Raw genomic sequence first — 20,530 nt, forward strand, 5'->3', positions numbered from 1 at the left:
CAATGGCACAGCTGCAATTCGGGGTGATCGGACACAAGGGCCGGATGGGGCAGGCGCTCGAGGCGGCGATCGCGCAGGCGGGGCACGCGATGTGCGTGGGCGTGGACGCCGGGGGCAGCATCGGGCCGCACGCGGGGCACTGCGACGTGCTGGTGGATTTCTCCGCGCCGGATGCCCTCGCCGCCAATCTCGGCGCGGCGAAGGTCGCGGGCAAGCCGATCCTCGTCGGCACCACCGGGCTCGGGGAGGCGCATTTCGTGATGCTCGCCGAGGCCGCGCGGGCGGTGCCGGTGCTGCAATCGGGCAATTTCTCGCTCGGCGTCACGCTGATGGCGCATCTGGTGCGCGAGGCCGCCGCCAAGCTCGGGCCGGAGTGGGACATCGAAGTGCTGGAGATGCACCACCGCATGAAGGTCGACGCACCCTCGGGCACGGCCAAGCTGCTGGGCGAGGCAGCGGCCGGCGTGCGCGGGATCGTTCTCGGCGACAACATGGAGAGCGGCCGCCACGGCATGACCGGCGCGCGGGCAGAAGGCGCGATCGGCTTTGCCACCCTGCGCGGCGGCACGGTGGCGGGCGAGCATTCGGTGATCTTCGCCGGCCCCGAGGAGCGCCTCGTGCTGTCGCACTCGGCGGAGAACCGCATGATCTTCGCCCGCGGCGCGGTGAAGGCGGCGGAGTGGCTCACCCGCCAGGGCGCAGGGCGCTACACCATGAACGACGTGCTGGGGCTGTGAGGCTTGACCCTCTGTCGCACCACCGTATTACCTGAATAACACACAAGACGAAAACGGGGAGCCACCATCATGTCCGCCACCCTCACGCCCGCGCAGGCCGCCGCGCGGATGGTCGACAGTCTCGGGGTCGAGGCGCTGGCCAAGGCCCAGGCCTACACCACCGGCAACCACTGGATGCTGCTGTGGGGCGTGGTGGTATCGGTGGTGGTCGCCTTCGTGATGGTGCGCCTGCGCCTGCTCGACCGCATCGCCGCTCGCTTCGCCAACCCGGCGCGCTTCTGGGCGACCTATGCCGTCAGCGCGGCCTTCCTGCTGATTTCGGCTGTCCTCGCCCTGCCCTGGACGATCTACAGCGACTGGCACCGCGAGCGCGCCTATGGCCTCTCCAGCCAGCCGCTCGGCGATTTCCTCGGCCAGCAGGCGATCGGCGAGGCGATCAGCGTTGTGCTGGTCGGGCTGTTTCTCGTGGGGGTCTATGCCCTGATCCGCAAGGCCGGCCGCCGCTGGTGGCTCTGGAGCGGGGGGCTTGCCGGGGTGATGACCCTGCTCGGCCTGCTGGCCGGCCCGCCGCTGATCGAACCGCTGTTCAACGACTACCAGCCCGTGCCGCCGGGCGAGGTGCGCACCGCGCTCGAACGGATCGCCGACGATGTCGGCATCCCGCACGACCGCATCTTCATGTATGACGGATCGCGCCAGTCCGACCGCTTCACCGCCAACGTCTCGGGGATCGGCCCCTCGGCCCGGATCGCGATTGCCGATGTCGCCCTGAAGGAGGCGAGCCTTGCCGAGGTGCGCGCGGTGACCGGGCACGAGGCGGGGCATTACAAGCTCGGCCACGTGTGGCGCTATGCGGTGATCTTCCCCCTGCTGGCGATGGTGTTCTTCTTCCTGCTAGACCGCCTGTTCGCGCCCACCGCGCGCCTCCTGGGGAGCGACGCACGGCTCGACGAGCCGCGCGGCCTGCCGGTCTTCGCCGTGGTGGGGTCGGTGCTGGGGCTGCTCGTCACCCCGCTCACCAACACGCTGACCCGGATCGGCGAGACCGAGGCCGACCTCTATTCGCTCCGGACGGTGAACGAGCCCGACGCGCTCGCCAGCGCGCTGGTGAAGACCGCCGAATACCGCTACCCGCGCCCCTCGCCGCTCGAGGAGGTGCTTTTCTACACCCACCCCTCGGTCGAGAAGCGCGCGCTCATGGCGATGGAGTGGAAGGCGGCGCACCCCGCCCCCGCGGGACCGGCGGCACCGGCGCAGCCATGACCCGCGACCAGATCTTCGAGTTCTTCCGCCGCCTCGCCGAGGACAATCCCTCGCCGCAGACCGAGCTGGAATATGGCAATGCCTATCAGCTGGTGGTGGCTGTTGCCCTCTCGGCGCAGGCGACCGACGTGGGGGTGAACAAGGCGACCCGCGCGCTGTTCGCCAAGGTCGAGACACCGCAGCAGATGCTCGATCTCGGCGAGAAGGGGCTGCGGGAGCACATCAAGACCATCGGCCTGTTCAACTCCAAGGCGAAGAACGTCATCGCCCTGTCGCAGCTGCTGGTCGACGAGTATGGCGGCGAGGTGCCGGCGACGCGCGAGGATCTGGTGCGCCTGCCGGGCGTGGGGCGCAAGACCGCCAATGTCGTGCTCAACTGCTGGTTCGGGCAGGAGACCTTCGCGGTCGACACTCACATCTTCCGGGTCGGCAACCGCACCGGGCTCGCCAAGGGCAAGACCCCCGATCACGTCGAGGCCAAGCTGGAGAAGCGCGTCCCCCAGCCCTTTCGCCTCCACGCGCATCACTGGCTGATCCTCCACGGGCGCTATGTCTGCAAGGCGCGCAGTCCCGAATGCTGGCACTGCAAGGTCGAGGACCTTTGCTCGTTCCGCAAGAAGGTGACCGAGCCGCCAAAGGGCCGCGCGGCGGCGGATGGCGGCATGGATTAAGGCAGGGTACAAGGGCCCGTGCCATGATGCCGCGGCAACCGACGGAGAGACATGCCATGAACCTGCGCTTCCTCGCCCTCGCCCCGCTGCCGCTGCTCGCGGCGGCCTGTGCCCCCGCCGATCCCGAGACCGTCGCCGCCCGCTCCGCCGCCGCCATCGCCGCAGCGCCCGAGGCGACGGTGCTTGGCGAAGGCCAGAACTGCATCGACCGCGCGCAGGTCCGCAACACGGTTGTGCGTTCGGACCAGGTGATCGATTTCGAGATGCAGGGCGGCAAGGTCTATCGCAACATCCTTGCCCAGCGTTGCCCGGGCCTCGGCATGGACCGCGCGATCAGTTACGAGACCTCGATCAACCAGCTGTGCCGCCAGCAGATCGTCTATTCGATCCAGAACATCGGCGGCGTGGTGCAGCGCGGCGGGGGATGCAGCCTCGGCGATTTCGTGCCGGTGGAATATGTGAAGCGGGCGAAGGAATAGAGCCGGGACGGCGTCAGGCGGGGCGCTGCCAGAGCGGCAGGGGCGTCTCGTGGATCAGGATCTGCGGATGGCGCGGATGGCCGCTTTTCAGATGCGTCAGGCAGAGGACCGGCTTGCCCGCGGCCTCGAGAAGGTCGGCAACCGCGCGCCAGCGGTTGGCATGGGAACAGGGCAGCTTGCCGGGCGCACCCCATGCGACGCAGATCGCGTCCGCCTCGCGCGTAATCGCAGCAAGGTGTGTATCATTGTCCGGACCCACCGGATCGGGCACCCGCGCCAGCTCCGCCACATCGGGCGTGCGCCAGGCGAAGAGGTTGCCGATCATCGCGCGGCCGTAGCCCAGTCGTCGGCATATCGTCTGCACCCGGTCGATGGTCGGATCGTCGAGGTCGGCGGTGGCGCGCGAGGGGTTGATCATCACGACCGCGAGCGAGGGGCCCGGCCCGATGATCCGTTCCAGACGGTAGCGGTAGCGCTCGCAGGGCGAACAGACCGCGGGCCCCGGATGACGGGTCGGCCAGCGCCGCTCGGCCACCGAGCGCGCGCCTAGCGCCCTTCCTCGAAATTGCTCGGGTCGAGCTCCAGCCCCGCCCGGCCGTCGGCGGCGGTGTGGGCCGGGGCGTGGGGGTGCTCGACATAGTCGGGCTCCTCGACCTCGAGCATCCCCTCCCACTTGGTGATGACCGCCGTCGCCACGGCGTTGCCGACCACGTTGGTGGCGGTCCGACCCATGTCGAGGAACTGGTCGATGGCGAGGATGATCGCCACGCCCTCCACGGGAAGCCCGAACATGGCCAGCGTGCCGGTGATGACCACGAGACTCGCGCGCGGCACGGCGGCGATGCCCTTGGACGAGATCATCAGCGTCAGCAGGATCATGATCTGCGTGCCGATGCTGAGGTCGATGCCATAGGCCTGCGCGATGAAGATCGTCGCGAAGCTCATGTACATCATCGAGCCGTCGAGATTGAACGAGTAGCCCAGCGGCAGCATGAAGCCCGAGATGCGGCGCGGCACCCCGAAGCGGTCGAGCTGCTCGAACAGCTTGGGCAGCGCGGCCTCGGAGGAGGCGGTCGAGAAGGCAATCATCAGCGGCTGGCGGATGTAGCGGATCAGCGTCCACGTCCGCGCGCCGAGGAACAGCGCCCCCGCGCCGAGGAGGATCACCCACAGCAGCACCAGCGAGAAGTAGAATTCCAGCAGCAGGGTGAGATAGGTGCCGAGGATCGCCAGCCCGCTCGCCGCGACGACGTTGGCGAGCGCGCCGAACACCGCGACCGGCGCATAGCGCATCACGTAGCCGGTGACCTGAAGCATCATCTCGGCGAGCGCATCCGCGCCCTTGACTAACGCCTGCCCGCGCTCGCCGATGGCCGACAGCGCGACCCCGGCGAAGATCGAGAAGACGAGGATCTGCAGGATGTTGTTGGTCGCCAGCGCCTCGACCGCGTTCTTGGGGAAGATCGAGAGGATGAAGTCGGTCGCCTTCAGCTCCTTGACCTCGCCAACTGCGGCAGTCGCGGCGGCCACATCGGGGATCGGCGCGCCGACGCCGGGCTGGAAGATGTTGACCAGCACGAGGCCCAGGCCGATCGACACAAGGCTGGCGGTGATGAACCAGGTCAGCGCCCGCACGCCGATGCGGCCGAGCGCCGCGCTGTCGCCCATGTGGGCGATGCCGACGACGATGGTCGAGAGCACCAGCGGTGCGACCAGCATCTTGATGAGGTTGAGAAAGATGTCGCTGAGCAGCTTGAACCACGGCGCGATCGATTCCTTGATCACCGCCGGATCGATCGTCTGGTTGAGCACCTGGCCGACGATCACGCCGAGCACCATGCCGACGAGGATGTAGAGCGTGAGCTTGCGGTCCATTTCTGCCCGTTTCCGTTGAATCGCAGCGCGCAATCCGACCGGACGCCTGCTCAGATGTCGTCTGCGCTGACCAGCTCTGCCCTGTCAATCTCGCCCGTGAGGCTGGCCACTGTTACGGCCACGGCGGCATCGCCGGTGACGTTGGTGGTGGTGCGCATCATGTCCATGATGCGGTCGACCCCAGCGACGAAGGCGATGGTCTCGAGCGGCACGTCGACTGCGCCGAACACCAGCGCCATCATGATCAGCCCCGCCCCCGGGATCCCCGCCGCGCCGACCGCCCCGAGCGTGCCCAGCAGCGCGATCATGCCGTAGTCGGCCCAGCTCAGATCCACCCCGAAGATCTGCGCGCCGAACAGCGTCGCCAAACCGAGATACATGGCTGTGCCGTTCATGTTGATCGTCGCGCCGAGGCTCACGACGAAGCTCGCGACCGAACTCGAGACGCCGAGATTGCGCTCGGCGCAGCGCAGCGTCACCGGCAGGGTGGCGTTGGAACTGGCGGTGGAGTAGCTCACCGCCATCGCATCGACGATGCCGCGGAAGAAGCCCGTGACCTGCTGGCGCGCCACCAGCTTGATCATCCCGCCATAGACCAGGACGATGATCAGCGCGCAGCCGAGGTAGTTGAGGAACACCAGCTTGCCGAGCGCCGCCAGCGCATCGAAGCCGAGCGTGCCCGCCACCCAGGCCATCAACGCGAAGACGCCGAAGGGGGTGAGCTCCATCACGATCATGGTGACCTTCTGCATCACCACAGAGCCGCTCTCGAAGATCCGCAGCACCGGCGCGCCGTCCTCCTTGGCCATCAGGATGCCGATCCCGATCAAGAGCGAGAAGACGATCAGCGGCAGCACGTTGACGTCGGCCATGACCTGGACGGGGCTCTGCGGGATCATGCCCAGCACCATGTCGCGCCATGTCGTCTCGTTGGGCGGAGGGGCTGCGCCCATGTCGATGCTGGAGGTGTCGACCCCCACGCCCGGTCCGATCACGGTGCCCAGCCCCAGGCCCAGCCACACCGAGATCTGTCCGGTCACCACGAACAGCAGCATCGCCCGCCAGCCGACCGCGCCAAGCTTTCTCAGGTCGCCGATGCTGGCGACGCCTGCGACGAGGCTGAAGAAGATCAGCGGCACCACCAGCATCTTGATGAAGGCGATGAAGACATCGCCGATGATCTTGATGCTCTCGGCTCCGGGTCCCCACAACCGCCCGGCGATGATGCCGAGGATCAGGGCAGCTATAACCCGCTGCCACAGGGGAACCCGAAACCAGACCGACACGACGTTACTCCTTCAACTCCTCGCCCAGCGCCAGCGCCGCGCGGGCGATGCGGGCGTAGATGCGAGCGAGCACGGCGAGATCGGGGATCGCCACCGCCTCGTCGCGCTTGTGCATGGTCGCGTTGCACAGGCCGAATTCGATCACCGGGCACACGCTGCGCAGGAAGCGCGCATCGGAAGTTCCGCCGGTGGTGGAAAGTTCCGGCACCACCCCGGTCTCGGCCTCGACCGCCGCGCTCACCAGGGACGAAAAGGCGCCCGGCTCAGTCAGGAAGGGCTCGCCCGAGATGATGGGCCGCGCCTTGCCGCCGTGCTTCTCGGCGATGGCGCAGACGCGGTCGGACAGGCTCTTGCCGGTGTGCAGGTCGTTGAAGCGGATCGAGATGCGCGCGTGGCCGGCCGCGGGAATGACGTTGTGCGCGCGGTTGCCCACGTTGATGTCGGTGATCTCGAGGTTGCTCGGCTGGAACCACTTCGTCCCGGTGTCGAGCGTCAGGGCGTCGAGTTCGGCGAGGATCGCGACCAGCCGGGGCAACGGATTGTCGGCGAGGTGGGGATAGGCGACGTGGCCCTGCGTGCCTTCCGCATCGATGAAGATGTTGACCGAGCCGCGCCGCCCGATCTTGACCATGTCGCCGAGCCGGTGGACCGAGGTCGGCTCGCCGACAAGGCAGAGGTCGGGGCGGTGCCCGGCGGCCTCCATGTGATCGATCAGCGCCCGCGTGCCGTGGAGCGCCGGGCCTTCCTCGTCGCCGGTGATGATAAAGCTGATCGTGCCGGCGTCCTGCGGCACCTCGGCGACGGCGGCGACCATCGCCGCGATCGCGCCCTTCATGTCGACCGCGCCGCGCCCGTGGAGCAGCTCGCCGCGCACCTGCGGCTCGAAGGGATCGGAGGCCCATCCCTCACCCGGCGGCACCACGTCGAGATGCCCAGCAAAGGCGAAATGGCGCGAGCCTTCGGGTCCGGTGCGCAGGGCGAAGAGGTTCTCCACCGGCGCCTCGTCGGACCCTTCCGGGCCATCCCCCCGCCTGAAACGGTGGACGGCAAAGCCCAGCGGCACTAGCATCGCCTCGAGTTCGGCGAACACCGCCCCGGTGGCGGGGGTGACGGAAGGCGCGGCGATCAGGCGCTTGGCAATATCGAGCGTGTCGAGCATCTTGACGGGCCTAGCAGGAGTTGCCTCCGATGCCCAAGCTCGATCTTGCCGCGATCCCCCTGACCAATGCCACCGGCTACCCGCCGCCCTTCGATGCGGCGGTCGAGGGGCGGTGGTATCGCCGCCTTGCGCCTGCGGCCGGGTTCGGCCTGATGGGCGCGAGCCACGTCACCCTTCTGCCCGGCGCCTTTTCCTCGCAGCGCCACTGGCACCGCGGGCAGGACGAACTGGTGGTGATCCTCGAAGGCCATGCGGTGCTGATCGACGATGCCGGCGAAACGTCCGTCGGCCCGGGCGACGTGCTCGCCTTTCCGGCCGGCAAGGCGAACGGGCACTGCCTCCACAACCGCTCCGGGGCGCCCTGCGTCTTCGTCGCGATAAGCGCCGGCGACAAGGCCTCCGACAGCGGGGAATATCCCGACATCGACATGGTGTTCGACGCCGATGGCTACGCCCGCAAGGACGGCACCCGCTACGACGCGCGCCGCGTACCGTGATCGACCCTCTGGTCGACTGGGCGGGCTTCGCCCTTGCCGTGCTGCTGGTCGAGGTCACGCCCGGGCCCAACATGGCGTGGCTGGTGACGCTGACCCTGTCCGAGGGGCGCGGCGCGGGGCTGAAGGCGGTTGCCGGCGTGGCGCTCGGGCTTGCGGTCAACGCCGCGCTCAGCGTCATCGCGGCGAGCCTGATCCTGGCGCAGGGCCCGGCGCTGACCACGGCGGTTTCGGTGCTGGCGGCGGCGATGATGGTGTGGCTGGCACTCGAGGCATGGCGCGATGCGGGCGAAAGCTCGCCCACCGCCACCCCGCGCCGGAGCGGGGAACGTCACGCCCTCGCGGGGTTCGCGATCAATGTGCTCAACCCCAAGTCGGCCCTGTTCCTCATCACCGTGATGCCGCAATTCGTCGCGGACGGGCGGCCGACCATGGAGCAGGGACTGGTGCTGGGGGCGGTGAGCGTCGGGATAGCCACTGCGATCCACGGCGCGCTGGTGCTCGCTGCCGAGCACGCCCGCGTGGCGCTCATGGCGGAGAGCCGCGCGCGGATCGTGCGGCGGGTGCTGGCGCTGGCGATGCTGGGCGTGGCGGCGTGGTTCCTGACCAAGGCTTTCGCCTAGCCGGGGATCAGCGCACCATCTCGAACTGCTCGATCACCCATTCCTCTTCCTCGGCCGCGCCCGTCCACTCGCGCATCCATTCATGCTCGGTGATCGCTTCCATGTAGGCCTGTGCGAAGCCGGGGACGCCGATGCCGTAGGTGACGAAGCGCGTGACCACCGGCGCATAGAAGATGTCCGCGGCGCCGAAGGTTCCGAACAGGTAGGGCCCCGCGCGGCCGTGGCGCGCGCGGGCTTCCGCCCACAGACCGAGGATGCGCACGATATCGTGGCGGGTCGCGTCTGACAGGCCCGGCAGTTCCACCCGGCGGCGGATGTTCATCGGCAGTTCGCGGCGCAAGCTGAGGTAGCCCGAATGCATCTCGGCCACCATCGCCCGGGCCATCGCGCGCGCGGGCTCGTCCTTGGGCCAGAACCGCTCGCGCCCGACCTTGTCGGCGCAGTATTCCATGATCGCGAGGCTGTCCCACACCACGGAATCGCCGTCCCACAGGATCGGCACCTTGCCGCTGGAGGGCTGGACCTCGCCCATGTCCTGCTTCAGCCGGTCCCACTCCTCGCCCATGATCGGCACGGTCAGTTCCTCGAAGGAGAGGCCCGACTGCTTGACCGCGAGCCAGCCGCGCAGGGACCAGCTCGAATAGTTCTTGTTGCCGATGATGAGTTTCATGGGCCGTCTGCTCCACCTTGCGAGAACGGTTGAGCGGCTCCCCTAGGAATTCAGACTTCCCCTGTCGAGGCTGAACGGTCTAACGCAGGCAGGAATCGAGGAGCCCGCCCATGACCCTGCCCCCCTTCCACCTCGCCTTTCCCGTCGACGATCTCGCCGAGGCGCGGCGCTTCTACGGGGAGGTGATGGGCTGCGCCGAGGGGCGCTCGTCGGACGAGTGGGTCGATTTCGATTTCCACGGTCACCAGATCGTCGCCCACCTCGCGCCGGGGCAGGCGGGTGACCGGGCGTCGAACCATGTCGACGGGCACGGCGTGCCGGTGCCGCATTTCGGGCTGGTCCTCGAAATGGCGGACTGGGAGGCGCTCGCCGAACGTCTGCGCACGGGCGGCTGCACCTTCGTGATCGAGCCGACCATCCGCTTCCGGGGTCAGCCCGGCGAACAGGCGACGATGTTCCTGCGTGACCCTTCCGGCAATGCGCTTGAGTTCAAGGCCTTTGCCGATCAGGCTAACTTGTTCGCCACTTGACCAGTCCGAAAGGAGGGGGTGCGCCATACTGAATATCATCCGATGGCTAACGGCCCGGTAACTATTTTTCCGTAGTTCCCCGGGGCATGAACACCCATGCTCGCCTTTACGCCTCATTAGCCACGATCCTCGTCCCTGCCATGCTGGCCGGTGCGCTCGCGCCTGCCCCTGCGCACGCCGGGGGCGTGACCGCCGGAACGCTGATCCGCAACACCGCGGTCGCCAGTTATGACGAGGGGGGCGTTCAGCGCAGCGTCAACTCGAACACCGTCACGGTCCGCGTCGACGAACTGCTCGACGTGACGCTCACCTCGCTCGACCCGGGGCCGCTCACCACGCGTCCGGGGGACGCGGTGCTGACCTTCGAGCTCACCAACCAGGGAAATGGACCCGAGGCCTTCCGCCTCGCCGCCAACATGGCCGTCGCGGGCAACGACTTCGATCTCACGTTTCGTGCGATTGCAATCGATAGCAACGGCAACGGCACCTACGAGGAAGGCGTTGACGAGATCCTTGCCCAGCCGCAGACGACCGCCGTGCTCGCCGCCGATGCGCGGCCGACGGTCTTCGTGCTCGCCACCGTGCCGCAGACCGCGACCGACGGCCAGCGGAGCAATGTCGATCTTCGCGCCGAGGCCGTCACCGGCACCGGCACGCCCGGTACGGTCTTCGCCGGCGCGGGCGTGGACGGCGGGGACGCGATCCTCGGCACCACCGGTGCCGCTGCGACCGCGCGCGGCGCGCTCATCAACGCGGTCGCGGGGGTTGAGCTTCGCAAATCGGTCACCCTGCGCGATCCCTTCGGCGGCACCAGCGCCGTTCCCGGCGCGATCGCTACCTTCACCATCGAGGCGCGGGTGGGGGGGACCGGATCGGTCGCGAGCCTTGTCGTCACCGACGCCATTCCCGACGGCACCACCTACATCCCGGGCTCGCTCACGCTCGACGCGGCCGCGCTCACCGACGGCACCGACGGCGATGCCGGCACCGCCTCCGACGCGGACGGGATCAGGGTCGATCTCGGCACCACCGCCGCCGGCACTGCCCGCGCAATCACTTTCAACGTCAGCATCGATAAGTGAAAAACAGCCAGAACAAGGTTCCAGCCATGAAGTCGCTTTCCAAGATCATGATTGCCGCCGCTGCCGCTTCGGCCTTCCCCCTGCCCGCCCTGCCGCTCGCCGCGCAGAATGCCATCCCCGTCACCCTCGCCGGCGACGTCAAAGCGGTGAAGATCACCACCGACGCCGAGGGCAAGGAGCGCACCGAACTGGTTGAGCCGACCAACATCGTGCCCGGCGACCGGCTGGTGTTCGGCACTGACTATGCCAACAAGGGCGCCGAGGCGGTGACCAACTTCACCGTGACCAACCCCCTACCAGCCGCAGTGCGGCTCGCGCCCGACGCCGATCCGGCGCTGGTGCTTTCGGTCGACGGGGGCAAGACCTGGGGCGTACTCGGCGCGCTTACTGTCACCAATCCGGACGGCGCAACCCGTCCTGCGACCTACGAGGACGTGACCCACGTCCGCTGGGTGCTGGCGAGCATTGCGCCCGGCGCCTCAGGCAGGCTCACCTATCCAGCCATCATCCGCTGACCGGCGGGAGATGACCGCCACGTCTTGCGGGCGGAATCATTGACGCAGGACCAACACTCGGGACCAGACCTATGAAGACCACCAAGCAGTTGCTGGGTGCGGTGAGCGCGTTTGCGCTCGTCGCGATGACCAGCGCCCCTGCGTTGGCCCAAGGGACCAGCGCGGGATCCACCATCACCAACGAAGTCAGCGTCAGCTTCAACGTCAACGGCGTGACCCAGAACGCCCAGACGGCGAGCGACAGCTTCACCGTCGACCAGCGCGTGAACGTGAACGTGACCTATGCCGGCACCGCCGACACCAGCGTCGGGCCGGGCCAGACCAACCGCGCGATCGCCTTCGACGTGACCAACTTGTCGAACAGCAGCGTCGACCTTGCCCTGTCAGCGGCGCTCAACGCCGGCAACGCCAACAATATTGGCAACTTCCGTGTCTTCCGCGACACCGACGGCAACCGCGTGCTGAGCCAGGCGGAATTCGAAGCCGGTTCGATCACCTACCTTGATGAAGTCGGTTCGGCTGCGAACGGCGTCACCGTGGCAGTCATCGTGCTCGCCGACATCGGCCTCAACGCGGTCAACGGCAACACCTTCGACGTGACCCTCACCGCCAATGCCCATGCGGCCGGCGGCGTCGGCGCGCTGGGCGCCGAGCTGGTCGAATCCGCGAGCAACACCGCGGGCATCGACACCGTGCTGTTCGACGGCCAGGGCGATACCGACGTGGCGCGCGACGGCGCCTTCTCCGACACCGGCCGCTATGCCGTGTCGGGCGCGGTCGTCACCCTGCTCAAGTCGAGCCGCGTGGTGAGCGACACGGTCAACGGGACCAACAATCCCAAGGCGATCCCGGGTGCGACGGTGGAATACTGCATCACCGTGGCCAACGCCTCGGGTGCGGCCACCGCGACCGACGTGGTCCTGACCGACGACCTGCCGACCGACGTGTCCTTCGTGAACGGCTCGATCCGCATCAACGGCGATGCGAGCTGCACCAACGGGATCGCGGGCGGCACCTTCACCGCAGGCGGCGGCGCCAATGGTGAAGACCGCGTGTCGGGCAGCCTCAGCGACGTCGCTGCCGGCCAGACCCGCTCGCTCTACTTCCTGGTCACGATCGACTGATCCTCGATCCGGACTTAGGTCTTGCGTGTTTCCCCCTCCTTGCGGCGCGTGGCAGCGATTCTGCTCGCAGCGCTTCTGCCTCTCGGCGTGCCGCAGGAGGGGGTTCACGCCCAGACGGGCGACGGCCAGACCGTGCGCACCGTGACCAATATCGCCGAGGCCACCTGGGAGGCTGACGGCGCCCGCAAAAGGGTGTCGAGCAACCCGGTGCGCTTCGATGTCGCCGCGCTTCCCGCGGCTCCCCCCGCCCCGCCCGCGATCCGCGTGTTCCGCCGGGTCAAGGGAGCGGGCGCCGAGCTCGTCTACCGCCCGCCGCAGTGCGGCCTCACCAGCGGCCCGGCGGCGCGGCTGCGCGCCAACGCGACGGCCGGCACCTCGCCCTCCTCCGCTGCGGCCACCGCGGTGGCCAGCGCCAGCGTCACGCCCGCCGACCGCCTGCGCGGCGGCGAACCCCTGTTCTTCGAGATCGTCGCCGCCGCCGCCAACCGCGACCGCACCGCGATCGACAGCCTCTCCGTCGTGCTTACCACACCGGAGGGCGACCACGAGACCATGACGGTGTTCGAGACCGCGCCCGACAGCGGCGTCTTCGCCGGCGTGATCGACACGCTGCGCATCCCCCCGCCGCTGGCGCAGGAAGACTGCCGCCTCAGCGTGGGCGAGAACACCCGCATCACCATCGCCGCGATGCAGCCCGGCACCGAAGCCAACATGGTCTCGGCCGAGGTGGACGTGCTGATCGACCCCTTCGGCGTGGTCTTCGACAGCGAGACCGGCGCGCCGGTCGACGGCGCGCGCATCGCCCTCGTCAACGCCGCGACCGGTGCCCCTGCCACCGTGTTCGCCGAGGACGGCGTCACTCCCTGGCCCTCGAGCATGGTCTCGGGCCAGGCGGTCACCGACGGTGCGGGCCGCACCGTGCCGATGGGGCCGGGCGAGTTCTGGTTCCCGCTCACCAACGCCGGACGCTATCGACTGGTGATCGAGCCGCCGGCACCCTACACCGCGCCCTCCGCCGCCACGCGCGAGGCGCTGGCCCGCGTCACCCGCCCCAATGGGCGCCCCTATCTTATCCGCGCCGGATCCTTCGGCGACGTTTTCGTGCTCGATGATCCCGCGCCCTACGAAGTCGACGTGCCGGTCGATCGTCCGGCGCTCGCACTCGCCATGACCAAGACCGCCTCGCGCACCCGTGCGGCGCCGGGCGACGTGGTGTTCTACACCGTCACCATCGCCAACACCGATCCCGATCGCGTGCGGCGCGGAGTGAGCGTCACCGACACCCCGTCGCGCTGGCTGAGGCTGCGGCCGGATTCGATCCGCGTGAACGGCGCGCCCGCACCGCAGGCGGTCACCGTCGCCCCTGACGGTCGGGTGCTGACGATTACGCTCGGCGATCTGCCCGGCGGCACCTCGGCGCGGGTCACCTACGCCATGAGCGTGCGCCCCGATGCACCTCCGGGCCGCGTGGTCAATGAAGCCCTCGCCCGCGACACACTGGGCCGCGATGCGCGGGCGAGCGCGGCGATCGATCTTGTGCGCGACGGGATCGCCGACCGCATGACCATCATCGGCCGCGTCATGGCCGGCAGCTGCACCCTGCCCGAGGCAGAGCGCCGCGGGATCGCCGGTGTGCGGGTGATGCTGGAAGACGGCAGCTTCGCGATCACCGATGCCGATGGCCGTTACTACTTCGAGGGCGTCGTGCCCGGCACCCACGTGGTGCAGGTCGCCCCCATGACCCTGCCCGAGGGCGGCCGCTTCGTCGACTGCACCCGCTCGACCCGCAACGCCGGCAGCGCGATCTCGCGCTTCGCGATCGGCCAGGGCGGCAGCCTGGTCGTCGCCGATTTCCACGCCGTCCTGCCCGAGGGCGCGCTCGCCCCGCTCGCCGCCCCCGCCGAAGCCAAGGGCGAACCTGAACCCGAGGCCGGGGCCGAGACGGCCCCCGCCACCGAGCCCAAGCTCGACGTCGCCGACATGATGGCGCTTGGCGATGGCGAGGACGGCTTCATCGCACCCGCCATCGACGCCAACCCCCGCGCGCCTGCGATCCGCGTGGTCGTGCGCCACCGCCGCGGCCAGACCGTGCAGCTGCTGGTCGACGGCAAGCCGGTCGATCCGCTTGCCTTCGACGGCACCCAGAACCCGGAACGTGGCAAGTGGGCGATCAGCCAGTGGCGCGGGGTGCAGCTGCCGACCGACCGCACCGTGCTCGAGGCGCGCATCGTCAATTCCTTCGGCGAGGTCTCCAAGACCTTCACCCGCGAGGTGTTCTTCACCCGCGCCCCGGCCCGCGTCGAATTCCTGCCCGAGCTTTCGAACCTCGTCGCCGATGGCCGCACCCGTCCGGTGGTGGCGATCCGTGTGCTCGACCGCAACAACCGCCCGCTGCGCGAGGGCCTGTCGGGCAACTTCACGCTCAACGCCCCCTACCAGAGCGCCGAACAGATCGACCGCCAGCAGCTCAACCAGCTGACCGGCACCGCCCCGATGGCGGCCCGCTGGGTGGTCGAGGGCAGCGAGGGGATCGCACGGATCGAACTCGCGCCGACCATGGTCAGCGGCTCGCTCAGGCTCGACTTCGCCTTCGCCGACGGCGAGATCACCCGTCGCCAGGAGCTGGAGGCTTGGATCGAGCCGGGCGACATCGAATGGACCGTCATCGGCCTTGCCGAAGGCACGCTCGGCGCGCGTTCGGTGGCCGACAACATGGAGCGGGCCGGCCAGTTCGACAGCGATCTGGGCGACGACGCGCGGGTTGCGCTCTATGCCAAGGGGCGGGTGCTGGGGGAATATCTCCTCACCCTCGCCTATGACAGCGCCCGCCAGCGCGAGGACAGCCCGGCGCTCGGCGCGATCGATCCGGCCGCCTACTATACCGTCTTCGGCGACGCCTCGGCCCGCCAGTTCGATGCCGCCAGCCGCGAGAAGCTCTACGTGCGCATCGAGACAGCGACCTTCTACGCGCTCTACGGCGATTTCCAGACCGCCTTCAACCAGACCCGCCTCGCCAACTACAACCGCACCGCGACGGGCGTGAAGGCCGAGGCGCGGTTCGGCGCGGTCAAGGCGCAGGGCTTTGCCGCCGAGATCGCCAGCCGCTTCCAGCGCCAGGAGATCCAGGGCCAGGGCATCTCCGGCCCCTTCAGCCTCGCCAGCCGCCGCATCCTCGCCAATTCCGAGCGCGTAACGCTGGAAGTGCGCGACCGTTTCCGGCCCGAACAGATCGTGTCGAGCCACGTCCTCACCCGCTTCACCGATTACGACATCGACCTGCTCGCCGGGACGATCCGCTTTGCCGCTCCTGTGCTGAGCCGCGACGAGAACCTCAACCCGCAGTTCATCGTCATAGAGTTCGAGACCGACGGTGCGGGCGAGGCGGAGATGAACGCCGGGGTGCGCGCCGACTGGACCAGCGAGGGCGGCAGCGTCCGGATCGGCGCGACCGCGCTCACCGACGCAGGGCTCGAAGGGCCGGGCGGTGTCGCCCGCCGCACCGATATCGGCGCGCTCGACCTGCTCGCCCGGGTCGGCGAGAACACCGAGGTGCGCGCCGAGATCGCGCTCAGCCGCCGCGAGGGCGATCTCGCCACCGGCTGGCTCGCGGAAGTCCAGCACCAGACCGGCAAGCTCGACCTCATCGCCTATGCCCGCCAGGTCGACGCCGAATACGGCATCGGCCAGCAGAACGCCGTCGAACGCGGACGCCGCAAGATCGGCGTCGACGGGCGCGTGCTGCTGAGCGAGGAGCTCAGCCTCGTCGGCAGCCTGTGGCAGGACGACAGCCTGACCGACGCCGCCCGCCGCCGCGCGGCGCAGGGGCAGGTGATGTTCACCCGCCAGAGCACCGACTTGCGGCTCGGCATCACCCGCTTCGACGACCGCCTGACCGACGGCAGCACCGCCACCTCGACCATGCTCGAAGCCGGCGCCACCCAGCGCCTGATGGGCAACCGGCTCGAGCTTTCGGCCGGGACCGCGATCGCGCTCGATGAGGCCGAGAGCCTCGATCTGCCCGCGCGCCACCGGCTGGGGTTGCGCTATGCGATCACGCAGGACGTGCGGCTGGTGGGCACCTACGAGATCGCCGACGGCAAGAACCTCAACGCCCGCCAGCTGCGCGGCGGCATCGAGGTCGCGCCGTGGCAGGGTGGGCAGGTCACCACCACGCTGGGCGAGGAGAGCATCGGCGAGAACGGCACCCGCAGCTTCGCCGCCTTCGGCCTGTCGCAGACGCTCCAGATCAGCCCCGAACTGACGATCGACGCCACGCTCGACGGCAACCGCACCTTGGGCGGCGCGCCGGACGCGGGCGACCTCGTCAACCCAGCCCAGCCGGCGGCGAGCGGCGGGCAGATCACCGGCGGACTGCTGTTCGAGGACTTCACCGCGCTCACCTTCGGCGCGGCGTGGCGCAAGGACCGCTGGAGCATCACCGCGCGCGGCGAAGTGCGCGACGGCGAGACCGCCGACCGCAAGGGCGCGCTGCTGGGCGCGATCCGCCAGCTCGGCGAGGGCAGCCTCGTCGGCTCGGGCATCACCTGGACGCGTTCGGACGCCGCCAACGGCGCCGCCGCGGAAATCCTCGATGCCAGCATTGCCTTCGCCCACCGCCCCGATGCCTCGCCGCTCGCCATGCTCGGGCGGATCGAATTCCGCTCCGACCGGATCACCGGCGCGGTGGCGGGCGAGATCGGCGGCGCGGGCGGTGCCGGCCGGACCGCGCTGGTGGTCGACGGCAATGCCGCCACGCGCCGTCTTATTGCCAGCCTCTCGGGCAACTTCAGCCCGCGCGAGCATATCAACGGCGCCGAGGTGTGCCGCCACGACTTCGCGCTTTTCCTCGGCGCGCGGCACAATCTCGACCGCTTCGAGGGGAGCGATTTCGAAGGTACCTCGGTGCTGGTCGGGGGCGATGCGCGGATCGGGATCGGCGAGCGCATCGAGATCGGCGCCAGCACCACGGTGCGTAGCAGCCTAGACGACGAGGTGACGAGCTTCGCCTACGGCCCGACCATCGGCGTGGTGCCCGCGCAGGGGATGCTCGTCACCCTCGGCTACAATATAGAAGGCTTCCGCGACGGCGATTTCGGCCCGGCACGCAACACCGACAAGGGCGTGTTCGCGGCGGTGCGCATGAAGTTCGACGCATCGAGCCTCGATGTCCTGGGGCTGGGGCGATGAACCGCACCGCCCGCCCGCGGGAGCGGTTTGCTAACCGCCTGTTTACCATGCTTTCCTATGCGGAAGGGATGAACCGTCTGCCGCCCCTGCTGCGCAAGCTGATGGCGCTGTGCCTGCTTGTTGTCGGGCTGATGTGGAGCCCCGCGGCCCATGCCCAGAGTTGCGGCACGGCCGCCTCGCAGGGCACTGCGCCGTCCAGCTGGCAGACCTATTGCTGGCTCGACCTTGCCCAGTACAACGACAGCACCGCCCGCTCCGCCTCGGGCCAGAACATGACCTTCACCCTCACGGACGGTTCAGTGCTGCGCTTCAACCTCAGGGTCACGGGTGGCAGCGGGACCGCCTACAACACCGTCGCCGCGCCCTCGTGGAGCGGATCCTCGGTCGGTAACACCTCGTTCATCGGCATCCCCGGGCGCCCGGTGCTCTACACCGCGAGCGCGGGAACGCGATTGGTCACAATTTCGGGAATCTCCATCACCCCTCCAACCGGCGCGGCTGCCTCGGTCTTCGCCTTTGTCGTGGCGGACGGGGAATCCTCGAACGACGGTGAGGCCCTCCGGCTCGGCACCAATGGCGGCGCTTGGCAGGTGCTCGACATCGCGCCTCCGATCAGCGGCAGCACGATTCCCCTTATCAGTGGGGTGGGCACCTCCAATGTCACCATCACCGGTGCACCGGGCACGGTCGGCGCGCATATCCTGTCTAGCAACAGCCCGAGCACGGTGACGGTCGAGACCCAGGCGGGCGGTCTTCAGGGGGTGATGTTCGCGGTGCGCTTCGCCTCGATCAGACTCGAAAAGCGCATCACCGGTCCGCGCGCCAATGCCGCCGACCAGTTCCGGTTCGAGATCGTCTCGACCGCCAACAACGCGGTGCTTTCCAGCGGGGTCACCACCAGCACCGGCAGCGGACCTTTTCTCGCGCCGACAGTCACGATGGCCGCCGGGGTACCGATCACCGTGCGCGAGAGCATGGCGAGCGGCAGCGTCAGCTCGCTGGCGCAATACAGCGCGAGCCTGACCTGCTCGAACATCGCTGGCCCGACCCGCGCGGGCCTGCCCAACAACCTCGCGGCGACCAGCGCCAGTCTCGGCCAGCTCCAGTTCGGCGAGGCGCTGGTGTGCACGTTCACCAACGGCGCGCACCCACGGGTGCAGCTCAGAAAGCAGATGGGGATCGATGGGCGCCGCTTTACCGGCGACCAATTCACCGTCCGTGTGCGCGAAGGCGAAACCATCGTAGCGCAGACCACCACCACTGGCTCGAACACGACGGTAAACAACGGGGACACCGATCTCGTCCAGCTGGTGAGCGGCACCGCCTACACTCTCGACGAAATCGCGGCCGGCACCGCCAACCTCGGCAACTACACCGCGACGATGGCCTGCACCAACAGCTTCACCGGCTCGGCCACCGCCTTGCCGACGGCCGTGGGCGGAACGATCATCCCGCAGCTCGGGGACACGATTACTTGCACCATCACCAACACTCGCCGTGCCGTGGCGGTGCTGGTGATAGAAAAGACCAGCACGGTGATCTCCGATCCCGTCAATGGCAACAGCAACCCCAAGCTGATCCCGGGCGCGATCGTCGAATATGCCATCACCGTGAGGAATGTCGGCTCCGGTCGCCCGGACAATGCGTCCATCGTGCTGCTCGACATCATGCCTCCGCAGATGGCCTTCGCGACCGGAACGCCGGTGACTTTCGCCAACGGGCCCACTGCAAGCGGTCTATCGACCTTCAACGCGGGATCGATGGTTCGCTTCTCCTCAGCGCAGGGCGGAGCCGCGCCTTATACCTACAATCCCGTCGGCACCTTCGATACCAACGTACGCGGCATCCGGATCATCCCCGGGGGCCGGATGGCGGCCGCAACGAGCGGCACCGTGCAGCCCAGCTTCACGATCCGCTTCAGGGCACAGCTGCAATAGCCGCAGTCCCCGCCCGCGCGGCAATCAGGCGCGCGGCGGCGCTGGCCATGCGGCCGTTGGAATGGCCGACGCCGGGGACGAACTCCATCCGCCAGCCGAACGGCAGCCCCGCCCGCTCCGCCGCCGCGCGACCCTCGGCGAAGAAGCTCTGCCCGCGCGCGAAGCGGTGCGGGCCCTGCCGGCTGGCCTCGAGCGTGGTGCGCAGGTCGGGATCGGCGGTGTCGATGTCGGCGGTCCCCAGCAGCACGGTGAGCGGCTTGCCGAGCGCCGCCGCCAGCACCCCGGCCGGGACTGGCGCTCCGCCAATGCCATAGGGAAAACCCGTCGCGGCATCGGGCATGGTGTACCACCCGCCATTGGCCGCAATCGCCTGCTCGATCCGCGCTTCCGGCATGAACAGCACGAAGCGGTGGACGAACTGCGCTCCCGCCGAATGGCCATAGAGCGTGTAGCGGGGAGCCCGCGTGGCGAAGCGGGCGCGCACATCGTCGAACAGCGGCTCGATCGCTGCGAAGGACCACAGCGTACGCGGGCGCAGGGTGCCGTCGGCGGCGGCGAAGTATCCGGTGTTGTAGCCGAGCGATCCCGGAAAGTCGGCGCGGGAGAACTCGGGTACCACGAGGATGAAGCCGTACCGCTGCGCGAGCGGGGCCCATTCGTCGCGGTAGCGGTCCGCGTCGCGATTGACGCCGTGCATCACGACCACCACCGGCATGTCCGGCCCGGCGCTGTCGGGAAGCTGGTACCACACGGGCAGCGGCGGCCCCTCCCAGCCGGTGAAGACGAACCGCCCGCGCGGCTCGGGCGGAGCGGCGGCGGCGGGGCCGGGGGCGGCGAGGCCGAGGATCGTCGCCAATGCGAGGATCAGGGCGACGAGGGCGGCGCGGCGCATGCTTGT

18 protein-coding genes are annotated in these 20,530 nt (G+C 68.9%); 12 read left to right on the plus strand and 6 right to left on the minus strand.

All coding sequences use genetic code 11. From position 1 onward, the window contains the following. Positions 1 to 2 precede the first annotated feature (2 nt). The 4 genes from dapB to CBR61_RS16265 all read left to right on the plus strand — a co-directional run bounded on the left by dapB (position 3) and on the right by CBR61_RS16265 (position 3,150). Positions 3 to 737 (plus strand): 4-hydroxy-tetrahydrodipicolinate reductase, encoded by a 735-nt coding sequence (gene dapB, locus CBR61_RS16250; protein ID WP_088915308.1) that lies wholly within the window; start codon positions 3 to 5, stop codon positions 735 to 737. Positions 738 to 806: 69 nt separating this feature from the next. After that, positions 807 to 2,000 (plus strand): M48 family metalloprotease, encoded by a 1,194-nt coding sequence (locus CBR61_RS16255; RefSeq protein WP_233996775.1) that lies wholly within the window; start codon positions 807 to 809, stop codon positions 1,998 to 2,000. Next, entirely contained in the window at positions 1,997 to 2,671 is a 675-nt protein-coding gene (gene nth, locus CBR61_RS16260) for an endonuclease III (RefSeq protein ID WP_088915688.1), read from the plus strand. The genes CBR61_RS16255 and nth overlap by 4 nt, the downstream gene beginning before the upstream one ends. Before the next feature lie 56 nt (positions 2,672 to 2,727). Beyond that, a complete protein-coding gene (locus CBR61_RS16265; RefSeq protein ID WP_088915309.1) occupies positions 2,728 to 3,150 on the plus strand; it encodes a hypothetical protein in 423 nt (140 codons plus the stop codon). Between the two features lie 13 nt (positions 3,151 to 3,163). Here the strand turns inward: CBR61_RS16265 and CBR61_RS16270 are convergent, their stop codons facing one another. Genes CBR61_RS16270 through dapE form a run of 4 tightly spaced genes read right to left on the minus strand, consistent with a single transcriptional unit; the run spans position 3,164 to position 7,470 of the window. Further along, positions 3,164 to 3,685 carry a DUF1643 domain-containing protein gene (locus tag CBR61_RS16270; RefSeq protein WP_088915310.1) on the minus strand — a complete coding sequence of 174 codons (522 nt, stop codon included), beginning with the start codon at positions 3,683 to 3,685 and terminating at the stop codon, positions 3,164 to 3,166. Positions 3,686 to 3,696: 11 nt separating this feature from the next. Continuing rightward, positions 3,697 to 5,025 carry a dicarboxylate/amino acid:cation symporter gene (locus tag CBR61_RS16275; protein ID WP_088915311.1) on the minus strand — a complete coding sequence of 443 codons (1,329 nt, stop codon included), beginning with the start codon at positions 5,023 to 5,025 and terminating at the stop codon, positions 3,697 to 3,699. 50 nt (positions 5,026 to 5,075) lie between these two features. Next, positions 5,076 to 6,311, minus strand: coding sequence for a dicarboxylate/amino acid:cation symporter (locus CBR61_RS16280; protein ID WP_088915312.1), 1,236 nt, complete (start codon positions 6,309 to 6,311; stop codon positions 5,076 to 5,078). Positions 6,312 to 6,315: 4 nt separating this feature from the next. Continuing rightward, complete coding sequence (dapE, locus tag CBR61_RS16285; RefSeq protein ID WP_088915313.1) at positions 6,316 to 7,470, minus strand: succinyl-diaminopimelate desuccinylase; 1,155 nt, start codon at positions 7,468 to 7,470, stop codon at positions 6,316 to 6,318. Positions 7,471 to 7,499: 29 nt separating this feature from the next. Here dapE and CBR61_RS16290 point away from each other — a divergent pair, with 29 nt between their 5' ends. Next, on the plus strand, positions 7,500 to 7,967 hold the full coding sequence (locus tag CBR61_RS16290) for a cupin domain-containing protein (protein WP_088915314.1): 468 nt from the start codon (positions 7,500 to 7,502) through the stop codon (positions 7,965 to 7,967). After that, positions 7,964 to 8,587 (plus strand): LysE family translocator, encoded by a 624-nt coding sequence (locus tag CBR61_RS16295; RefSeq protein WP_088915315.1) that lies wholly within the window; start codon positions 7,964 to 7,966, stop codon positions 8,585 to 8,587. The genes CBR61_RS16290 and CBR61_RS16295 overlap by 4 nt, the downstream gene beginning before the upstream one ends. 7 nt (positions 8,588 to 8,594) lie before the next feature. Here the strand turns inward: CBR61_RS16295 and CBR61_RS16300 are convergent, their stop codons facing one another. Further along, on the minus strand, positions 8,595 to 9,257 hold the full coding sequence (locus CBR61_RS16300; RefSeq protein WP_088915316.1) for a glutathione S-transferase family protein: 663 nt from the start codon (positions 9,255 to 9,257) through the stop codon (positions 8,595 to 8,597). Between the two features lie 110 nt (positions 9,258 to 9,367). Here CBR61_RS16300 and CBR61_RS16305 point away from each other — a divergent pair, with 110 nt between their 5' ends. The 6 genes from CBR61_RS16305 (at position 9,368) to CBR61_RS16330 (ending at position 19,632) form a co-directional block, all read left to right on the plus strand. Continuing rightward, a complete protein-coding gene (locus CBR61_RS16305; protein ID WP_088915317.1) occupies positions 9,368 to 9,787 on the plus strand; it encodes a VOC family protein in 420 nt (139 codons plus the stop codon). An 86-nt stretch (positions 9,788 to 9,873) separates the two neighbouring features. After that, complete coding sequence (locus CBR61_RS16310) at positions 9,874 to 10,869, plus strand: hypothetical protein (protein ID WP_088915318.1); 996 nt, start codon at positions 9,874 to 9,876, stop codon at positions 10,867 to 10,869. Positions 10,870 to 10,895: 26 nt separating this feature from the next. Further along, entirely contained in the window at positions 10,896 to 11,384 is a 489-nt protein-coding gene (locus tag CBR61_RS16315) for a hypothetical protein (protein WP_088915689.1), read from the plus strand. A gap of 71 nt (positions 11,385 to 11,455) precedes the next feature. Further along, entirely contained in the window at positions 11,456 to 12,508 is a 1,053-nt protein-coding gene (locus CBR61_RS16320) for a DUF11 domain-containing protein (protein ID WP_088915319.1), read from the plus strand. A gap of 48 nt (positions 12,509 to 12,556) precedes the next feature. Next, positions 12,557 to 17,695, plus strand: a complete 5,139-nt coding sequence (locus tag CBR61_RS16325; RefSeq protein WP_233996776.1) for a hypothetical protein — start codon at positions 12,557 to 12,559, stop codon at positions 17,693 to 17,695. Next, entirely contained in the window at positions 17,692 to 19,632 is a 1,941-nt protein-coding gene (locus CBR61_RS16330; RefSeq protein ID WP_157696649.1) for a CshA/CshB family fibrillar adhesin-related protein, read from the plus strand. Before CBR61_RS16325 ends, CBR61_RS16330 begins: the two co-directional genes overlap by 4 nt. Here the strand turns inward: CBR61_RS16330 and CBR61_RS16335 are convergent. After that, positions 19,613 to 20,524, minus strand: coding sequence for an alpha/beta hydrolase (locus tag CBR61_RS16335; protein WP_088915321.1), 912 nt, complete (start codon positions 20,522 to 20,524; stop codon positions 19,613 to 19,615). The two genes, CBR61_RS16330 and CBR61_RS16335, sit on opposite strands and share 20 nt — an antisense overlap. Between the last annotated feature and the right edge of the window lie 6 nt (positions 20,525 to 20,530).

The organism is Porphyrobacter sp. CACIAM 03H1 (assembly GCF_002215495.1).
Lineage (GTDB): Bacteria > Pseudomonadota > Alphaproteobacteria > Sphingomonadales > Sphingomonadaceae > Erythrobacter.